The sequence below is a fragment of the Acidaminobacter sp. genome, from assembly GCF_030247605.1.
GTDB lineage: Bacteria > Bacillota > Clostridia > Peptostreptococcales > Acidaminobacteraceae > Acidaminobacter.
Map to the genome: position 1 here is coordinate 1 of NZ_JAOTSB010000002.1, position 18,350 is coordinate 18,350.

The window sequence follows — 18,350 nt, forward strand, 5'->3', positions numbered from 1 at the left end:
GCTCAAAAACGTATCACTCGTAAAACTTCAAAAAAATCAATCCCAGCAGGGTTTTGGATGGCGCTTTTCTCATGGATCATTGCAATTTTCATCATGAGCGGCAGCCTTAATGAAACTTTTTCACTGGCAGAAGTCGAACCTCAGCAAATGGAAGTTCAGGTCGAAAAAGGGGACACCTTGTGGGGAATCGCACAAGAGATCAATACTACCGTTTTCAATCATGACTATGATGTCAGGCACCTGATTTATGCTATAGAAAAAGCCAATGGACTTGAGAATGCCATCATTCATCCAGGCCAGATCCTTGTGATTCCGCTTGATTTGGAATAGGATATTAAAAAAACAGCACAAGCGTGCTGTTTTTTTGTTTATGAAATAAATTTTATGTCTTGCTTCTCTTACTCATTAATTGAGTTGTCTTCAAGTTTTGCAGATTCAGGTTCTGATCCAGCTTCGGATTTATTAATTGGCAGGGCTTCCGGTTCGCCCGGCAGTGCTTTGTAATTGGAACGTATCCCTTTGTCAAACTCATCGAGGAGCTCATACTTATTGACAATTTCACGCTTTAGATTCTTTCTGTGGGCCGCGTAGAGCTGGGTCGTTGTCACGTTGTCGTGGTCAAGTAAGCTCTGTACGTCATAAATGGAAAAGCCGTACTCAATCAGGGAGGAAGCAGCTGTCGCGCGAAGTTTGTGAGGACTGTAGCCATCACTTCTGGACGTCCCGAGGGGGATAGAGGTGTATTTCTTCACCAGTTGACGTATGGCCTTGACGGTCATGCGTGTGCCCTGGAGCGATAAAAATAACGCGTCCTCATAGCCACTCTGTACCGGAATCAGGCTGCGCTCCAGCTCAAGGTACTCGTTCAGGACAGCCTCAATTGAACGGTTGATGGGCATATTGACTTCTTTGCCACGTTTTCTGTAAATTTTAAATTCACCGCGTCCAAAATGAAAGGAACTGAGATTGAGCTGCTCCAGTTCACTGAGGCGCAGTCCATAAGTTGTGAAGAGCATCAGAATTGCCTTATCACGGTGTTTGGTCTTTTGCCAGTATTGAAGTTCTTTTTCAGTCAGTCCTTTACCGGTTTCGACAGCGTCCAGCATGACTGCCACTTCATCAATTTCCAGTTTTTTGATGGCATCCGGCTGAGGCTTTGGCAGTTTGATTGGATTAAACCCATCCGTTATGTTGCGTTCAATCAGACCTTCACGGTAGAGATACTTGAAAAACACACTTAGGCTGGAGCGCTTTCTGCAAAGTGAACTATTATGATTCTCCATAAGATAATCATTATCTTTGCCTGAAACCACATATCTGGCACAATATTCGCCCATGTAATAATTAATATCCCGCGCGTGCAGCTTATCCAGCGTTTCGAGCTCGACCAACCGGGTTTCTTCAGCCTCCGTCAAACGGGTTTCTTGGACAAGATAGCGAAAGAAGAATTCCAGATCTCTGAGATATGCCACGCGCGTATTCAGCGACACTGCGTTCTTTAAGTAGGTAAAGAAGGGACTGAGGTAATGGGGGAGTTTGCGTTCAATGGATTCACACAATTCAATGCGTTCATTTTCCTGAAGTACAATGTTGTCAGGCTTAGAGGATTTGTTGTGGATCTTGATAGGTTTACGACTCATAGGATTAGATGCACCTCCAGTGAACTAATGGGGTCAGACCTGCATGAACTAAATGACAAGTTACAAGTTCTTAAGTAATTCAAATCTAATTGAAGGGGTTTAAAGGCGGCTACTGCAGACCCGCATAACCCAACTGGAATATTAAAAACGGGGAGACCTTGGACTCACAAGGTTTGATGGATCCTAAGCCAATTATAGCTTTTATTTTAACCGCCGTCAACTATTCCCTAAATATACATTTAAAGAATAGTTGAATCGCAAGTATAAAGCCCGCTTTCGCGGGCTGATCTGTCTTATACTTTAAGATCTTGAGCTTGAAGCAAATCCGCTTCATGTGCTTTTAAAATTGGATCTATCTCGTTCTCAATAAACTCTACAACTTGCTGCGGTGCGCGTCCTACATAATTCTCCGGCTTTAAAATTGCCATTAAGTCATCCTGGTTCAATTTAAAATAATCATCCTTCAAAATCCGTTCAATTAAATCATTGCTTCGTCCATATAGTTTAACTTCTTTGCCGGCTTCCATTGAATGCACTCGAATGCGCTCATGCAGATCCTGACGATCTCCACCGGCTTTGACAGCTTCCATGATGATGTTTTCAGTCGCCATAAATGGCAGTTCGGCTTCTACATGCCGGCGAATCATCTCCGGATAAACCACCAGACCTGAAACGACGTTTAAAGCGATATCCAGACATGCGTCAATTGCCAGGAATCCTTCTGGAATTGATACCCTTCTATTGGCAGAATCATCCAGCGTTCTTTCAAACCACTGAGTGCTTTGAGTCATGGCGCTGTTTTGTGCATTTGCCATAGCCAGACGGCTGAGTGACGCTATACGCTCTGAACGCATTGGATTTCTCTTATATGCCATTGCGGAGGATCCAATCTGATGCTTTTCAAAGGGTTCTTCAACTTCTTTGAGATGCTGGAGCAAACGCAGATCATTGGTCATCTTATGCATGGATTGTCCTACTTGGGACAATGCGTTGAGCACTCTGGAATCAAGCTTTCTGGAATACGTCTGGCCACTGACTGGAATTGATGCCTCAAAACCGAATTTAGACACGACGAGATGATCCAGTGCTTTGACCTTTTCGTGATCGCCAACAAACAGGCTTAAAAAGCTGGCCTGTGTGCCCGTCGTCCCCTTCACGCCTCTCATTCTGAGCGTTTCAAGTGCAAAGGTGACTTCCTCATAATCCAGAAGCAAATCCTGCATCCATAGCGTCGCGCGCTTACCGACCGTTGTCAGCTGCGCAGGCTGAAAGTGTGTGAATCCAAGCGTTGGCATCTCTTTGTACTCAAGCGCGAAAACCTTGAGTGCAGCGAGCAAGCTGGCAAGTTTCTTTTGAACCAGCTCCAGGGCTTCCTTCATAACCAATATGTCTGTATTGTCTCCTACATAGGCGCTTGTAGCACCCAAGTGGATAATAGCTCTCGCCACCGGACAGGCATCACCATAAGTATGGACGTGCGCCATGACATCATGGCGAAGTTTTTTCTCATAGGCAGCCGCTAATTCAAAGTCTATATCCTCGACATGGGCTCTCAATGCATCCAGTTGTTCGTCTGTAATGGCTAAACCAAGCTCTTGCTCTGACTCTGCCAGTGCGATCCACAGCTTTCTCCAAGTTGAAAATTTCTTCTGACTTGAAAATAACCGAGACATCTCCTTGCTGGCATAACGCGTTATCAATGGATTTTCATATACTTCACTCATCCAGGCACCTCTTTCAGCTCTATTTTGTCGAACATTTAATGTCATTTTGTTTAATAAGTTCGCATTTATTATACCGAACTTTTATCAAGTATTCAAGTGAAAAGAAGACATCCGCAAAGTGGAGGCGCTGTCGATCGATCTAAACAGCTGACGCCGCCTTCAACACTGTGACTGACTTCTCACCTTCTTCCCCGCCCATAGCGAAAAACCAAAAAATTAAAAAGCCCTGAATCTTTTCAGATTCAGGGCTGCCTTCACAAAATTATCTTACGACAACAATGTTCTCAGCTTGTGGGCCTTTTTGGCCTTGAGCGACATCAAACGTTACCGTTTGGCCTTCTTCAAGCGTTCTGAAACCTGTTGAGTTGATTTGTGAGTAGTGAGCGAAGATGTCCTTGCCGTCTTCTGCTGTGATGAAACCGAAACCTTTGTCTGCGTTAAACCATTTTACTGTACCATTCATAATGAGTACCTCCTAATTTTTTAGTCTTAAACCTTTGCAATGAATATAACTGAGACTTTTTAAAATCAGGGGGCCCACTGAATGGACACCAATTCTAAAAACACACGTTAAATCATTTGCTCTTAATTTAAGCAACACCTTATATTACCACTTTAAAACCGTTATGTCAAACTTTATTTACCAATTACACTGCTCTGATCTGCCTCAGTATCCTCAAATTGCAATATTTCTTCAGGAATGGCACTTCCAAATGCATTCGCTGCAAGCTTACCCAACAGCTTATAGCAGACTTCAGAAATGGCAGGATGATAGCTCTCGGGATGCTGGATCCGGCCTAAATCCTTAAGCAATTCAAAAGCCCCAAGTCCTGAAAGCGGTCTATTTCCCAAGCAGATAAAAGTTTCAAGCAAATGACTGCGAGCGTACTTATACCCTTTTCCAAGTTCAGATACCAATCTTAAAATATGTGCTCTCAATGCACGCTCGAACTCAATTTCGTCTTCTATTTCCTCAAGCAGCTTTCTGAACCACATAGCGCTCAGCTCAGGACTGTGTGCAGTCAGTTTTCTGCCGCACCGATCCATGGCCATATGAAGATAATTAAAGGTTTCTCGTCCGTCATTCGCTAATTCAGAAATCCTTGCTCTGGCCAGCAATAACTCCGGAACTAAATCTGAAGCGCCTCTTAAAAGCCGCTCCGCCTCCGCAGCGGCGACACGGCATGACTCCAAATCATCAGACATCAGCACAGCGCCAAGTGTCGCTTTACCTTTGACATAGTCTGACTCAGCCAGATCCCCGGCCATTGTAGTATAGAATCGAGCTGTCGACATTTCCTGGCGCTCCAGGAAAGCCTTGCTGACGGTACAGCACATCTCAGCTCTCAGGTCCCTGGATTCAATGAGCTTCAGGTAAACAGACCAGCTCTGCAAATCCTTAAACAATTTCTCTTTGGCAGCCGATAGTCGTTCTATCCAAATCATCCGCGTCAGCAGCATTGCCAGTATCTCCGCATTCCGTCCCTGACCATCCGAAGATCGAAGCAATGCAATGCCCCGGCTCAAATATCCCAGTGCCTTTTCAGTCTCCCCACAGGCTTCGCGATAAAGCGCCTGACCATAATAAGTACTTGCCATAGCCCAAGGATCTACGTCGCAGGCCTTAACCAAAACATGAAGCCCTTCAGCCATTTGCAGCTCGCTTAACTGCTCATATCTGTCTGCTTCTGTCATGAAGCGTTCAATTAAAGTTTCCACCTGCTCATGATCAGATTTATAAAGTGACCTGAAATCCTGCCCCAGTTCTCTTGTCAGGCGGATTTTAAATGTACTGGACCCCATGTTTTTATGTGTCAGGTATTGGTCCACGGATGATTCGCTCATATCTATCTTATTTGCGAAGGTTTTCAAATCTCCATAATCCCGCTGAATTTTTTCGCGGATCTGCAGCCCCGGAGATTTGATGACTAAATCATTTTTTCTGAGTTTCTGCATTTCAGCGTCACCCCACCCAACATTTTCAAAAAAACAGGAAATTGATGCGCTGCACCAATTTCCCACTTCAAATCAAACACCATCATTTTGGCTGTACTATCAGTCTGATTGCCGTTCGCTCTTCACCGTCTATCTCTATGTCCGTAAATGCCGGTACACAAACGAGATCAATCCCTGATGGAGATAAAAAGCCTCTTGCTATAGCTATTGCTTTCACAGATTGATTGATAGCGCCTGCTCCAATAGCTTGAATCTCAGCATGCCCATGCTCGCGAATAACGCCCGCGAGCGCGCCTGCAACAGCGTTGGGATTCGAATGTGATGATACTTTCAAGACCTCCATGGTTGCCCTCCTTACTGAATCGGATCCTCGTTCATTACTGTATGGCCCTTATTATTACTATGTTGCGATAATTGATGCTAAGAGGAAATGGATTTTGGCTGTACGATCAGCCGAATGGCCGTACGTTCTTCACCATCAATTTCTATGTCCGCGAATGCAGGGATAAAGACAATGTCCACGCCGCTAGGGGCTAAAAACCCTCTGGCTATGGCAATGGCCTTGACTGCCTGGTTAATGGCAGCTGCCCCGACTGCCTGCAATTCGACTGCGCCGTGCTCTCTGAATACACCTGCTAACGCACCGGCGACGGCATTGGGACTGGATTTGCCCGATACTTTGAGAACCTCCATAAATGTGCCTCCTTTGGTCACTAATGTTAATGCTCTGACCCAACTGAATTTTGTCTGCTTAAAATAGGAAGTGAATTGTGAATTAGAGGTGCCTTGAGATTAATTATACCCATTAATTTATTTTATGAACATAACATGGACAAATTAGGCAAAAAAAAACATAAAACCCAACCCGAAAGGGATGGATTTTATGTGATGTTCAAAGTCAACCTCAGGGCTGGATCTATTTTGCGTAGTCCACAGCTCTGGTTTCCCGAATAACGCTGACCTTGATCTGGCCAGGATAATCGAGTTCATTTTCAATGCGCTTGCGAAGATCTTTGGCTAGGAGGACAAGTTCGTCATCCGTGACGCGTTCTGGAAGAACCATAACGCGGATTTCACGTCCAGCCTGGATTGCAAACGACTTTTCGATGCCTTCATAGGAATTCGCGATGCCCTCAAGCGCTTCAAGGCGTTTGATATAGGTTTCGAGAGTCTCTCTTCTGGCACCTGGTCTTGCTGCGCTTATAGCATCTGCTGCCGTAACGAGTACTGCCTCAACCGTCTGAGGTTCATAGTCGCCGTGGTGGGTGCTCATAGCGTGAATGACTTCATTGGATTCACGGTACTTTTTGAGGAGGTTCATACCAATCTCAATGTGTGTACCTTCCATTTCGTGGTCGATCGCTTTGCCAATGTCATGCAAAAGTCCTGCCCGCTTGGCTATCCTGACATCCGTTCCAAGCTCTGCCGCCATAATGCCGGCCAGATAGGAGACTTCAATGGAGTGACGCAGGACGTTTTGACCATAGCTGGTACGGTAACGGAGACGACCAAGAAGTTTGATTAACTCTGGATGGAGATTGTGTACACCGGCATCAAAACATGCATTCTCGCCGGCTTCTTTGATGGTCTGGTCAATTTCTTTGCGTGCTTTATCGACCATCTCTTCGATTCTCGCTGGATGGATTCTGCCATCAACGATCAGCTTTTCGAGCGCAACCCTTGCAATTTCTCTTCGAATAGGATCAAAAGATGAAAGAATGACTGCTTCCGGCGTGTCATCAATAATCAGATCGACACCAGTAAGGGTTTCGAGCGCGCGAATGTTTCGACCTTCACGGCCAATAATGCGGCCCTTCATTTCATCATTCGGCAAGGCCACGACCGAGACAGTGGATTCCGCCACATAGTCCGCAGCGCATTTCTGAATAGCGTAGGCAATAATCTCCTTGGCCTTCTTGCTGCCTTCCTCTTTGGCTTTTGATTCAATGTCCTTGATCATGACGACCGCGTCGTGCTTAACTTCCTTCTCAATGTCGCTGAGGAGGTGGTTTTTCGCCTCCTCTACGGTCAGGCCTGAAATTCTTTCGAGTTCCTGGACTTGAGACTCATAGAGTTTTTCGACTTCGGATTGCTTGACTTCTACGTCTTTGATTTTTCGATTCAGGGTTTCATCTTTTTTCTCGAGATTTTCAGACTTTTTGTCCAGCGTCTCTTCTTTCTGCAGAACGCGTTTTTCCATGCGCTGCAGTTCTGCACGCCGTTCTTTGGTCTCTTTTTCGAGCTCATTGCGCAATTGATGCACTTCTTCTTTCGCTTCGATCAGTTTTTCCTTTTTCAACCCTTCGGCGTTCTTTTCGGCTTCAAGGACAATTTCTTGTGCCTTGAATTCAGCAGAGCCAATCAGCTTCTCAGCAGTTCTCTTGCGAAGTGTGATGCCGACAATGATGCCGATGGGGATCATGGCGATAATGGCAATGATATAATAGATCTCTTTAATCGTGTTCACCTCCCTCTAAAACATTGTGAGACCAGCCGCGACATACGCACTGATCTCATACAATTGTATATCTTTTGAATTAGACTGTCAAGAAAGGGAAGCCGTCTAAAACGCTTGTATTTAGGGGATTCTAGGATATTAAACAGCCCTGCTTGTAAAAAACATCCAACACAGCAGGGCATTTAAACTTATTCAATTGTGCGGCTTCTCAAGATGAACATAGGGTCCAGCCTCTCAAACGTGAAATTACTCGAGTTCTGACTCGACCTCTGACTCAGAAGCTTCAGGCATGTCCACCGTAGGAAGCTCTGCCATGAGGAAATGAGCCCTTACCTTTTGTTCAATTTCATCCATCAATGCAGGATTCTCTACAAACAATTTTTTAACATTTTCTCGACCTTGTCCCAGTCGCTCACCGTTATAACTGAACCAGGCGCCGGCTTTGTTGACAATCCCGGCCGTGACCGCTACATCCAGTACACTTCCTTCTTTAGATATGCCTGTACCGTACATGATGTCAAACTCAGCCTGTTTGAACGGCGGTGCCACCTTATTTTTAACGACTTTGACCCGGGTTCTGTTGCCAACGACTTCATTGTCTTGCTTAATGGAGTCAATTCTTCTGACATCCAATCGCACTGAAGCATAAAACTTAAGTGCATTTCCCCCCGTCGTGGTCTCCGGGTTGCCGAACATGACTCCAATTTTCATTCGAAGCTGATTGATGAAGATGACACTAGTCTGAGATTTGCTGATGATCCCTGTCAGTTTTCTAAGGGCCTGAGACATCAGTCTGGCCTGGAGACCCATATGGCTGTCACCCATTTCTCCGCTGATCTCCGCTTTTGGCACGAGTGCGGCTACAGAGTCGACGACAATGACATCCACGGCACCGCTGCGAACCAGGGCGTCCACGATTTCAAGGGCCTGCTCGCCGGTATCTGGCTGAGACAAAATTAAGTTATCTGTGTCTACGCCTATATTCTTAGCGTATACCGGATCCAAAGCGTGCTCTGCGTCAATGAAGGCTGCAATCCCGCCGCGCTTTTGCGCTTCTGCCAAGACGTGAAGAGATACTGTGGTTTTACCTGAGGACTCAGGTCCATAGATCTCGATGATCCTGCCCTTCGGTATGCCGCCTATGCCAAGCGCGATATCAAGTTCCAGCGCGCCGGTGGGTATGCTTTCAATGTTGGTTCTTGCATTTTCATCACCCAAACGCATGATTGAGCCTTTTCCAAACTGCTTCTCTATCTGGCTCAAAACGTTATCAAGTGCTTTTAACCGCTCCTTGTTGTCGGGCATTGCCATAGGAAGTGCACCATCCTTTCAATAAGAACAAATGTTCTTATTTAATTATATCTCTTTTGAGGCTATTGTCAAGTCTGCTTTCAGCCATTGAATTGCTTCATAAAATGCCTTCATGGCAGATGCCTGCCTGACGCGCTCGCGGTTGCCGGTAAAGACCTGTTTGAAAGTCCTGTGTTCCCGGCTCAGTGAATTGTAAAGATCCATGTAAACCAGCCCGACAGGCTTCTTTTCAGTACCGCCGTCAGGCCCGGCAATGCCCGTCACCGAGATACAAAGCTCTGCGCCGCTGATCTTGGAGATGCCCTCTGACATTGCTCTGGCCGTCTCCTCCGAAACTGCGCCAAAAGTCTCAAGAGTCTCAGCCGGTACACCGAGTACGGATGCTTTTACAGCATTGTCATAAGCGACGACACTGACGCCAAAGACCTCTGAAACGCCGGAATGTGATACCAGCATATCCGCCATCATGCCTCCTGTACAAGATTCGGCCAGGGCAATTTTAAGTCCCTTGTCGCGGAGCAGTTCAAAGAGGACCTCAGAAAGCTCAGCGTCGCGTTCTGCGTAGATGTGATCTCCGATCCGGCTGCGGATTTCCTCAACCATCGGCTCAAGCAGCTTTTGATTCTCTGAATCGGAAGCTCCGGAGGCCGTCACGCGAAGAAGCACTTCTCCTGTCTTGGCATAAGTAGCCAGGGTTGGGTTGATCTGAGCAGCGAACAAATCAGAAAGCCGATCCTCCGTCGCAGACTCCCCCAGCCCGAAGATCTTGAAATACCGGCTGGTCAAAACCTGAGATACACGCTGGCGCAGCCAAGGGATCACCTGTTTTTCAAACATTGGGCGAAGCTCTCGCGGCGGACCAGGCAATAATATGGCTATTTTGCCGTCCTTCTCCAGTATGAATCCAGTAGCAGTTCCATTTTCATTCCAAAGAATTTCAGCGCCTTCCGGAACATAGCACTGTCTGAGGTTGTTTGGCGTCATTGGGCGGCCGAAGCCTCTGAAACGCGCTTCAATATCCTCGCGAATCTCTTCGGAAAAATAGAGTGGCACGCCAAACCACTTGGCGAAAATTTCTTTTGTCAGATCGTCCTCCGTTGGCCCAAGTCCACCCGTGGCAATGATCAGATCTGAGGTGTCATAGTAATAGCCAATCATATCCTCCAGTCTGACCGGGTTGTCACCGACGACCGCGTGATACAGAACGCCGACCCCAATCTCGTGGAGCTTCTGAGAGATGTAATAACTGTGTGTATTTAGCGTTGAGCCCACCAAAAGCTCTGTACCAACATTCAGAATCGTTGCTTTCATAGTGTTTCCCCCTAATTCAGGTGTCAACTGACGATCTTTCAAACGGATTTTTTAATGACCTGCATACTGCTGCGCTGTAAAACCTTATTTTAGAACGGCGCGGTTTTTATAAATATAATCGTACCCGGATATAACCGTCAGGATCGCTGCCAGGATCATCAGCAGATCGGCCACAGGCCAACCCATAGCTTCAAAAGGCCAGTTCCTGAAAAGCAGGAAAATAATGGCGAACATCTGAACATTGGTCTTCACTTTGCCCCACCAGCTGGCTGCAATAACAATTCCTTCACTTGCAGCAATCGCCCTGAAGATACTGACAATGAATTCCCTGGCAATAATGATCATGACAATCCACGAGGAAACTTCACCAAGTTCCACAAAGCACAGGAGTGCCGCGGTCACAAGGAGTTTATCCGCAAGCGGATCCATGAACTTGCCAAAATTTGTTATGAGATTGAGTTTGCGCGCGAGGTAACCATCGACAAAATCCGTCAGGGACGCAAATATAAAGATGCCCGCCGCAATCCAGCGGCCTCCTGGCAGATCGCCCAGCATAAAGAACATAAACACCGGAATCAGAATAATTCTGAGGATTGTCAATTGATTGGCTATATTCATCATAGAACAGCATCTCCAATCAAATCATATTCCATTGCGTCCACAATATGAACCTGAACGTAGATTCCCGGTTCCAGGCGCGCTTCAGATCCCGGCGCAGTGTTCACGTAGACGACGCCGTCAATTTCCGGCGCATCATACTGCGTTCGTCCCACGTAGACGTCCTCGCCTTCCACTTGCTCTTCAATCAGAACTTCCAAAGTCTGACCAACCTTGCCTGCCATCAGTTCTGCAGAAATTCCCATCTGAATTTCCATGATCCTGTCGCGTCGCTCCAGTTTCACCTCATCCTCAATTTGATCCGGGAGCAGCGCTGCCGCTGTGTCCTCCTCCTGAGAATATGGGAATACGCCCAGCTTATCAAAACGCGCCCATTTTACAAACTTAAGCAGAGATTCAAATTCCGCCTCGGTCTCACCAGGAAAGCCCACAATCATGGTCGTTCGAATTGAAATATCCGGGATTCTGGCCCTGAGCTTTTCGATCAGCGACCGTATCGCCTCACCTGAGGTTCTTCGGTTCATTCGCTTCAAAATAGTGTCGTCAATATGCTGAACTGGCATGTCAATATAGTGGGCGACCTTGTCACAGCTGGCAATCGCGTCGATCAGCTCGTCGTTTATAATGTCGGGGTAGCAATACTGGAGTCGGATCCAGTGAAGCCCCTCAATCTCATTCAGCGCCCGGAGCAAATCTGCAAGCCTGTATCTGAGATAACGGTCAATCCCATAACGGGTTATGTCCTGAGCAATGACAATCAGTTCTGTAACACCATCTGCCACCAAAGCGCGCGCTTCAGTCAAAATATCCTCAAACCCGCGGCTTCTGTAGCGCCCTCTAAGCTTGGGAATAATACAGTAGGTACACAGGTTGTCGCAGCCTTCCGCGATCTTCAAATAAGCCTGGTGTTTAGGCGTCAGTGTTATTCTTGGAAGGGTTTCAGAAAACTCTTTGTCAATGCTGGCCATTTCCACAACAGTACCCTGGGATTTCAGCACCCTGTCAATGACCGGAATCAGCGTATCAAAGCTCCCTGTTCCCACCAAAGCGTCAATTTCCGGAATTTCCAACCTCAGTTCTTCTGCATAGCGCTGAGCCAGGCACCCAGTCACCACCAGCATTTTGCAATTTCCTTTGACTTTGTACTGGGCCATTTCCAGGATGGTATCCACAGATTCCGCCTTGGCGCTTTCAATAAAACCACAGGTATTGACGACAATGACCTGCGCCTCGTCCGCATGTCCCGTCAGCAAATACCGCTGCTGATCCAATAGTCCAATCATAATTTCCGAATCCACCTGATTTTTTGCGCAACCAAGGGTTTCAACATAGACTCTATAATCCATGAGCGTCGTCTTGCTCCTTCCACAATATTCCATTTGTTATATTTTGTCAATTATTATTTCACAACTTTACGCAAACTTTCCTGGTTCACAAAAGTGACTGTGTCTTTTAATCAACCATCGGCAGTGCTTATGTTTAGCCGATGGTCACTCAACGGACACAGCCGCTTCAAGTGCCTTGATGATTTAAACCTTCAGTTTAAACATTCAGGACTTATTTTGCCATTCTTCAAACTGCATTCGATCAATCAGCACCTCACGCGGCTTGCTTCCCATGCTCGGACCAACTATGCCCCGCTCTTCCATCTGGTCGACCAGTCTCGCAGCGCGGTTGTATCCCAGTCTGAATTTACGCTGCAGCATAGAAATCGAAGCCTGCTGGGTATCCACCACAAGACCAATGGCATCCATGAGATGCTCATCCGCTTCACCATAGCCATCTTCTGAAGTCTCCTGATCGAGAATTTCCGTCTGATACTCAACGTCATCCACCTGATTTTTGATGAATTCTACGATTTTCTCGACTTCCTCATCTGACACAAAAGCACCTTGGATCCGAACAGGCTTGTTGGCACCGACTGGATGAAACAGCATGTCGCCTCTGCCGAGCAGTTTTTCTGCGCCGGAGCCGTCCAAAATTGTCCTGGAGTCAACCTGCGAGGACACGGCAAATGCAATCCGAGACGGAATGTTGGCCTTGATCAGACCCGTTATGACGTCTACCGAAGGCCGCTGTGTAGCCACGATCAGGTGAATGCCCGCAGCCCGCGCCATCTGGGCCAGTCGGCAGATGGCGTCCTCAACCTGATTAGGTGCTGCCATCATGAGATCCGCGAGTTCGTCTATGATGACGACAATGTAAGGCATTGGTGCCATTTCAGGATTTTCCTTGGCCTTTTTCTGATAGGATTTGATTTCCTTAACACCGGTATCCGCGAATAGCCTGTAACGGTTGGTCATTTCCTGGACCGCCCAGTTCAGCGCTATGGAAGCTTTCTTCGGATCCGTGACCACCGGCAGGATCAAATGAGGTATGCCGTTGTAATGGCTGAGTTCCACGACTTTTGGGTCAATCATCAGAAGTTTGACTTCCTCCGGCGTCGAGTGATATAAAATTGACTGAATCATAGTATTGATGCAGACACTCTTGCCGGAGCCGGTCGCGCCAGCTACAAGAAGATGGGGCATTTTGGCCAGATCACCTATGACGACGCGCCCGGTAATATCTTTGCCAAGCCCAATAGAGAGCTTGGATTCTGCTTTCTTGTATTCCTGCGACTCCAGAACCTCGCGGAAGGAAACCATGGTGGTGTCCTTATTGGGAATCTCAATGCCTATTGCGCTTTTTCCCGGGATTGGGGCAATGATGCGAACCTGAGATGCCGCGAGGGCCAGGGCAATATCATCACTCAAAGCGTTGACTTTGCTGACCTTAACGCCGGGACTGAGCGACATTTCATACATGGTAATAGCCGGGCCTTTACTGACCTCTATAACCTTGGCCTCTACGCCAAAATTCATCAGTGTACTCTCAAGGCGCTTAGCATTTTCAATGATTTCACTTCTATTGCCTGCGACTTTGGCGGCTATAGGGGACAGCAGTGAAAGCGGCGGCATTTTGTATGGCTTGGCCGGTTTTACTGTCTTGACTCCGGCATCAGGGACACTCTGCCCTGCAGCGCTTGGGCGCGTTTCTGACGGATCAGTTCTGGCAGCAGATTTTTCGATTTTCGATTCCAAACGCTGTGGTGCCTTACCGGCTGATATGCCGTCGTGATCGCCGGATTCCTCCGGCAGTTCAGAATGGATAGTGAAGTCTGACCCGTGGAGGCCTTCCTGGAACTCTTCCATAGAATTCTGCTTATTGGCAGCTGCCAGCTCAGAAAGCGCGGCTTTAAGCTCAGGTGACAACTCTTTTTTGACTGGCTGCAGCGCGGAATCACTCTCAGGGTGACCGTCGTTAAATTTGATCTTTTCGACATCATCCAGCGCTTTGACCGGTGCATCCATTTCAAAATACAAATCCGAATCATACTTCTTGAAAGGTGTTTTCTTGTTGGTTAACTCGGATTCAAGGGAATTGTCGAGCATAGTATTAAATTTATCCGCCATGGGCTTCACCGCTTTAGCAGCTTGAACAGTCTGATCCGCTACGTTGCTGGTGATGGACACATTGAAAGCCAGTACGCCGCCCATAAGGGCGAAAAATACACCTATGACATAATAACCAAATTTTCCGATCATCAAAATAAACAATTCTGCCAGCAGCATGCCGACCGCACCGCCGCCGGTGCCTTCCAGCGCCGCACCGTAAGCAAGACCTATACCCTTCAAACTCATTAGGCTTACCTTGGCTTCCTCAGCAAACAGTTTGAGCAGGTCGTGGCTGCTGGCTGAAGTGAAGACGAGTATTGCCATAAAAAAGGCCACCAGCATCAGATACCAGCGCAGGCGCTGGCCTTCCAGACGCTTGCTGGTTGTGATCAGAACTGCAGCGAGCAGTACATAGGGAATGACGAATCCCGCAAAGCCAAAAAGCCCGAGCAGCAGTCCCTTGACCAGATCACCAATGACACCTATCTTATCCGTATGAAGTGACATGACGGCGATAATGGTCAGTGCGATCCAGAGCAGCCGCTCGAGTTCACGATGAATCATGGATTTTTCTTTTGAAACGGAAGCCTTAGCCTGTGCTTTGGTTTGTGTCTTTTTCTTTGCCGATTTTGTCTTTGAGGGTGTACGACCCATAGAACCACCTCACCTTCACCATTATAGCACATTTTTACAAAACCAAAGCGCAAAGCAGGCATCCGATCTGTCACATTTCACGGACAGACCGGATGCCCGTCTGTATTCTGGCAGTGTCTCTAAATCAATTGGACGCTCGTGGCTAAGTCGTACTACCGCTTAGTCGTTTGGCTGTTCAGGATCACGGCTCAGGCCAAATTCGGCATGCAGTGCATTGAGCGCTTTTCCGACTTCCTCAACGTGCACCAGGCACGCTATGGTCGTGTAGGAGTCAGACGTTTGAAGTATTTCGACGCCAGCTTTAGACAGCGACATGACAATACGGCGCATAACGCCGGGAATGCCATGAATTTTGTGACCAACCAGAGTCAGTTTCGCGCAGCCTTGTGCGAACTTGTGCTCCAGATTCAGACGCTCCAGAACCTCAAGAACAGCCGGCAGCTTAGCAGTTTGAATTGTAAATACTTTTCTGTCTTCAAAGAAGTTGATCATATCGATTGAGACCTTATTCTGCTCCAGGGACTCAAGGAAAATCTGATTTTCCGGACTGGTCAGGCTCATGTTGACCGTAACCTGAACGAGACCTGTTTTGGATGTAATTGCCGTAATTAGATCCCGGTCATCTTCTATGCCCAATTTGGCAATAACGGACTCCGGACCAATAACTGTTCCCGGCGCGTCGTTAAAGGTATTTCTGACAATGAGTGTCTTGCCTGCACGTTTGACAACATCAATCGCTTTGTGGTCGACCACTTTGGCGCCATCCAGCGCGAGCTGATAACATTCCTCATAGCTGATGGCATTGAGAACGCGCGCTTCACCCACAATGCGTGGATCCGCGGTCATGATGCCATCCACATCCGTGAAGATCTCAATACTATCAGCGTCCAGCGCGACGCCAACAATGGCAGCTGTGGTATCGCTTCCGCCGCGTCCGAGGGTTGTCAGCCATCCGGTTTCTGTAACACCCTGGAAGCCGGTGAGAACAATAATCTTACCATCCTCCAGAGGTCTAAGCATCTTTTCTTTTTCAACGCGAATCACACGGGCATCACCAAAATGGTCATCCGTGATTAATCCCGCCTGCTGGCCTGTCATGCAAATCGCTGAAGCACCAAATTTCTCAATAGTGTTCGCAATCAGGGAAGCAGAAATCATCTCGCCGCAAGTCATCAGAAAATCAAGATTTCGAGGGCGATAGTTTTCGTTTTGGGCTTTGAATAGAGAAATCAGGGTGTCCGTAGCGTAAGGATCTCCGGAACGACCCATTGCTGAAACAACTACCACAACATCGTGACCTTCTTCTTTGTGTCGGATCGCTGTTTTCGCGATGCGCTCGCGGGATTCCGGCGTGGTGACACTGGTGCCGCCATACTTTAATACTCTGATGCTCATAAGCTATCACTCACTTTACAGTTTAATATACCTTATGTTTAAGGTATTTTATTCCATATTTATATACTTTAGATCAAAACTCAAGCTGAGTTCTGTTTAATGCTTTCCGGTAGACCCAAATCCGCCCTGGCCTCGTTCTGTTTCAGAAAGCTCGGCGGTGTCATTGACTTCAACCACACGCAGCTGTTCACATCTGGCTAAGACCAGCTGGGCGATCCGCATGCTATTTTCCAGAGTGACGGTCTCCTGTCCAAGATTGATGACCGGAATGCAGAGTTCTCCCCTGTAGTCGCTGTCGATCGTACCGACACAGTTGACCAAAGTCAGCCCATAGCGGATTGAGAGTCCTGATCTTGGGCGAACCTGACCTTCATATCCTTCAGGGATTTCAAGATAAAGACCTGTACGCACAAGTGTCCGTTCAAAAGGTCTTAGTTCAAGAGGCGCTTCCAGCCAAGCCCTAAGATCCATTCCGGCTGAGCCTTTGGTCTCGTAGGCTGGCATAGGGTTATCAGAAATATTTCTAATTTTCAGCGTCATAACTTCACCCCTGGATTGTGTCTTTAAGAATCTGGTAAAGCCGTTTCTCTTCTTTGGCACTGGTTTTTCCAACTATTGAGAGTGCCATGTTCTCTTTGGACAGCAGATACTCTGCCATGGCATTGACTTCATCAAAATCAATGGAAAGGATGCCTTCCATGACATCCTCTACGGTACGAATATGCCCGGATAAGAGCTCAGATTTTCCAATCCAGTTCATGGTCTGTGTTGGACCTTCCATACCCAGAAGAAAATTACCTTTGAGCTGATTTTTGAATTTGAGGAATTCATTCTGATCGAGACCATGAGTCCTAAGCGCTTCAATCTCCTGGGCTATGAGCTCGACGACGCGTTCCACATTTTCAGGCAGCATAGAGGCGTATACGGTCATGATCCCCGTGTCATGGTAGAAGCTTGGATGTGAGTCAATGGAATAGGACAAGCCATAATCTTCTCTGATTTTTTGAAAGAGCCTGGAGCTCGAACTGCCGCCCAGTGCGTTGTTGAGCAGCATCAGTGTAAACAGCTGTGGTGTATCGTAGCCGACACCTTTGAAACCTAAAATGACGTGGGTTTGTTCAATGTCCTTCTTCGTTCGGATAGATCCGCTGTGAAAAGGTATAGGTTTTATCTTATCAACTTTGTGTGACTCAAAGACGTGTTGGCCAATGCCTTTATCAAGCAGCTCCAGTAGAGGTGCTTCGTCATAATGACCCGCAATGGAAATAACCAGATTTTCGGCGTTGTAATGGCGCATAAAGTAACTCAGCATGAGGTCCCTGTCAATGCCATTTATACTCTCGACGGATCCAAGTATAGGTCTGCCCAGGGCATGACCTTTGAACATAATTTCTGAAAGTCGATCGTAAATCAAATCTTCAGCTGAATCGTCGTAAAGATTGATCTCATCCAGAATGATCATGCGTTCCTTTTGCAGCTCAACATCATCAAAACTGGAATTCAGAAGCATATCACTGATGATATCTATGGCGACTGCTGCGTGCTCTCCCAGGACCTTGACATAAACACAGGTGCATTCCTTTGAGGTGAATGCATTGAGTTCTCCGCCCAGATCGTCTACCTCTGCTGCAATTTGTTTGGCACTCCGTTTAGAAGTCCCTTTGAAGAGCATGTGTTCTATGAAGTGTGAGATGCCGTTTTCATGGGCAGTTTCATAAAGCGAGCCCGCGCGGATCCAGAATCCAATGGACACGGATTGGACATATGGAATGGGTTCCATCATGACCCGGATTCCGTTCTTGAGTACGTGTTTTTTATGCATAGTTTCGGTTACCTCACGATCTAA

At 47.1% G+C, this 18,350-nt stretch carries 16 protein-coding genes; 1 reads left to right on the forward strand and 15 read right to left on the reverse strand.

Going from position 1 to position 18,350, the window contains the following annotated elements; all coding sequences use genetic code 11:
* Nucleotides 1–330 (forward strand): LysM peptidoglycan-binding domain-containing protein (locus OEL90_RS00010; RefSeq protein ID WP_300686457.1); only part of this gene is annotated, 330 nt, incomplete at its 5' end.
* A gap of 68 nt (nt 331–398) precedes the next feature.
* Here the strand turns inward: OEL90_RS00010 and OEL90_RS00015 are convergent.
* From OEL90_RS00015 to OEL90_RS00085, 15 genes are all read right to left on the reverse strand, one after another.
* Nucleotides 399–1,640 carry a tyrosine-type recombinase/integrase gene (locus tag OEL90_RS00015; RefSeq protein ID WP_300686459.1) on the reverse strand — a complete coding sequence of 414 codons (1,242 nt, stop codon included), beginning with the start codon at nt 1,638–1,640 and terminating at the stop codon, nt 399–401.
* Between the two features lie 293 nt (nt 1,641–1,933).
* The gene (gene purB / locus OEL90_RS00020; protein ID WP_300686462.1) at nt 1,934–3,364 is read right to left on the reverse strand and encodes an adenylosuccinate lyase; all 1,431 of its coding nucleotides are present in this window, start codon (nt 3,362–3,364) and stop codon (nt 1,934–1,936) included.
* Nucleotides 3,365–3,626: 262 nt separating this feature from the next.
* Nucleotides 3,627–3,830: a cold-shock protein gene (locus tag OEL90_RS00025; RefSeq protein ID WP_330583702.1), complete on the reverse strand. Its 204-nt coding sequence runs from the start codon at nt 3,828–3,830 to the stop codon at nt 3,627–3,629.
* A gap of 170 nt (nt 3,831–4,000) precedes the next feature.
* Nucleotides 4,001–5,320 carry a hypothetical protein gene (locus OEL90_RS00030; RefSeq protein ID WP_291400474.1) on the reverse strand — a complete coding sequence of 440 codons (1,320 nt, stop codon included), beginning with the start codon at nt 5,318–5,320 and terminating at the stop codon, nt 4,001–4,003.
* Nucleotides 5,321–5,402: 82 nt separating this feature from the next.
* Complete coding sequence (locus OEL90_RS00035; RefSeq protein ID WP_291400473.1) at nt 5,403–5,663, reverse strand: stage V sporulation protein S; 261 nt, start codon at nt 5,661–5,663, stop codon at nt 5,403–5,405.
* A 77-nt stretch (nt 5,664–5,740) separates the two neighbouring features.
* Nucleotides 5,741–6,013: a stage V sporulation protein S gene (locus tag OEL90_RS00040; RefSeq protein WP_291400472.1), complete on the reverse strand. Its 273-nt coding sequence runs from the start codon at nt 6,011–6,013 to the stop codon at nt 5,741–5,743.
* A 223-nt stretch (nt 6,014–6,236) separates the two neighbouring features.
* On the reverse strand, nt 6,237–7,778 hold the full coding sequence (gene rny, locus OEL90_RS00045; protein ID WP_291400492.1) for a ribonuclease Y: 1,542 nt from the start codon (nt 7,776–7,778) through the stop codon (nt 6,237–6,239).
* Between the two features lie 246 nt (nt 7,779–8,024).
* On the reverse strand, nt 8,025–9,083 hold the full coding sequence (gene recA / locus OEL90_RS00050; protein WP_334296982.1) for a recombinase RecA: 1,059 nt from the start codon (nt 9,081–9,083) through the stop codon (nt 8,025–8,027).
* 51 nt (nt 9,084–9,134) lie between these two features.
* The gene (locus OEL90_RS00055; RefSeq protein WP_291400470.1) at nt 9,135–10,400 is read right to left on the reverse strand and encodes a competence/damage-inducible protein A; all 1,266 of its coding nucleotides are present in this window, start codon (nt 10,398–10,400) and stop codon (nt 9,135–9,137) included.
* A gap of 84 nt (nt 10,401–10,484) precedes the next feature.
* Nucleotides 10,485–11,018, reverse strand: a complete 534-nt coding sequence (gene pgsA, locus OEL90_RS00060; RefSeq protein WP_291400490.1) for a CDP-diacylglycerol--glycerol-3-phosphate 3-phosphatidyltransferase — start codon at nt 11,016–11,018, stop codon at nt 10,485–10,487.
* A complete protein-coding gene (gene rimO / locus OEL90_RS00065) occupies nt 11,018–12,364 on the reverse strand; it encodes a 30S ribosomal protein S12 methylthiotransferase RimO (RefSeq protein WP_291400468.1) in 1,347 nt (448 codons plus the stop codon). Before rimO ends, pgsA begins: the two co-directional genes overlap by 1 nt.
* A 204-nt stretch (nt 12,365–12,568) precedes the next feature.
* Nucleotides 12,569–15,109: an FtsK/SpoIIIE family DNA translocase gene (locus OEL90_RS00070; protein ID WP_300686479.1), complete on the reverse strand. Its 2,541-nt coding sequence runs from the start codon at nt 15,107–15,109 to the stop codon at nt 12,569–12,571.
* 159 nt (nt 15,110–15,268) lie between these two features.
* Complete coding sequence (dapG, locus tag OEL90_RS00075) at nt 15,269–16,504, reverse strand: aspartate kinase (protein WP_291400464.1); 1,236 nt, start codon at nt 16,502–16,504, stop codon at nt 15,269–15,271.
* Nucleotides 16,505–16,600: 96 nt separating this feature from the next.
* Nucleotides 16,601–17,044, reverse strand: a complete 444-nt coding sequence (gene dut, locus OEL90_RS00080) for a dUTP diphosphatase (protein ID WP_291400462.1) — start codon at nt 17,042–17,044, stop codon at nt 16,601–16,603.
* A 4-nt stretch (nt 17,045–17,048) separates the two neighbouring features.
* On the reverse strand, nt 17,049–18,326 hold the full coding sequence (locus OEL90_RS00085; RefSeq protein WP_291400460.1) for a M16 family metallopeptidase: 1,278 nt from the start codon (nt 18,324–18,326) through the stop codon (nt 17,049–17,051).
* Nucleotides 18,327–18,350: the final 24 nt, after the last annotated feature.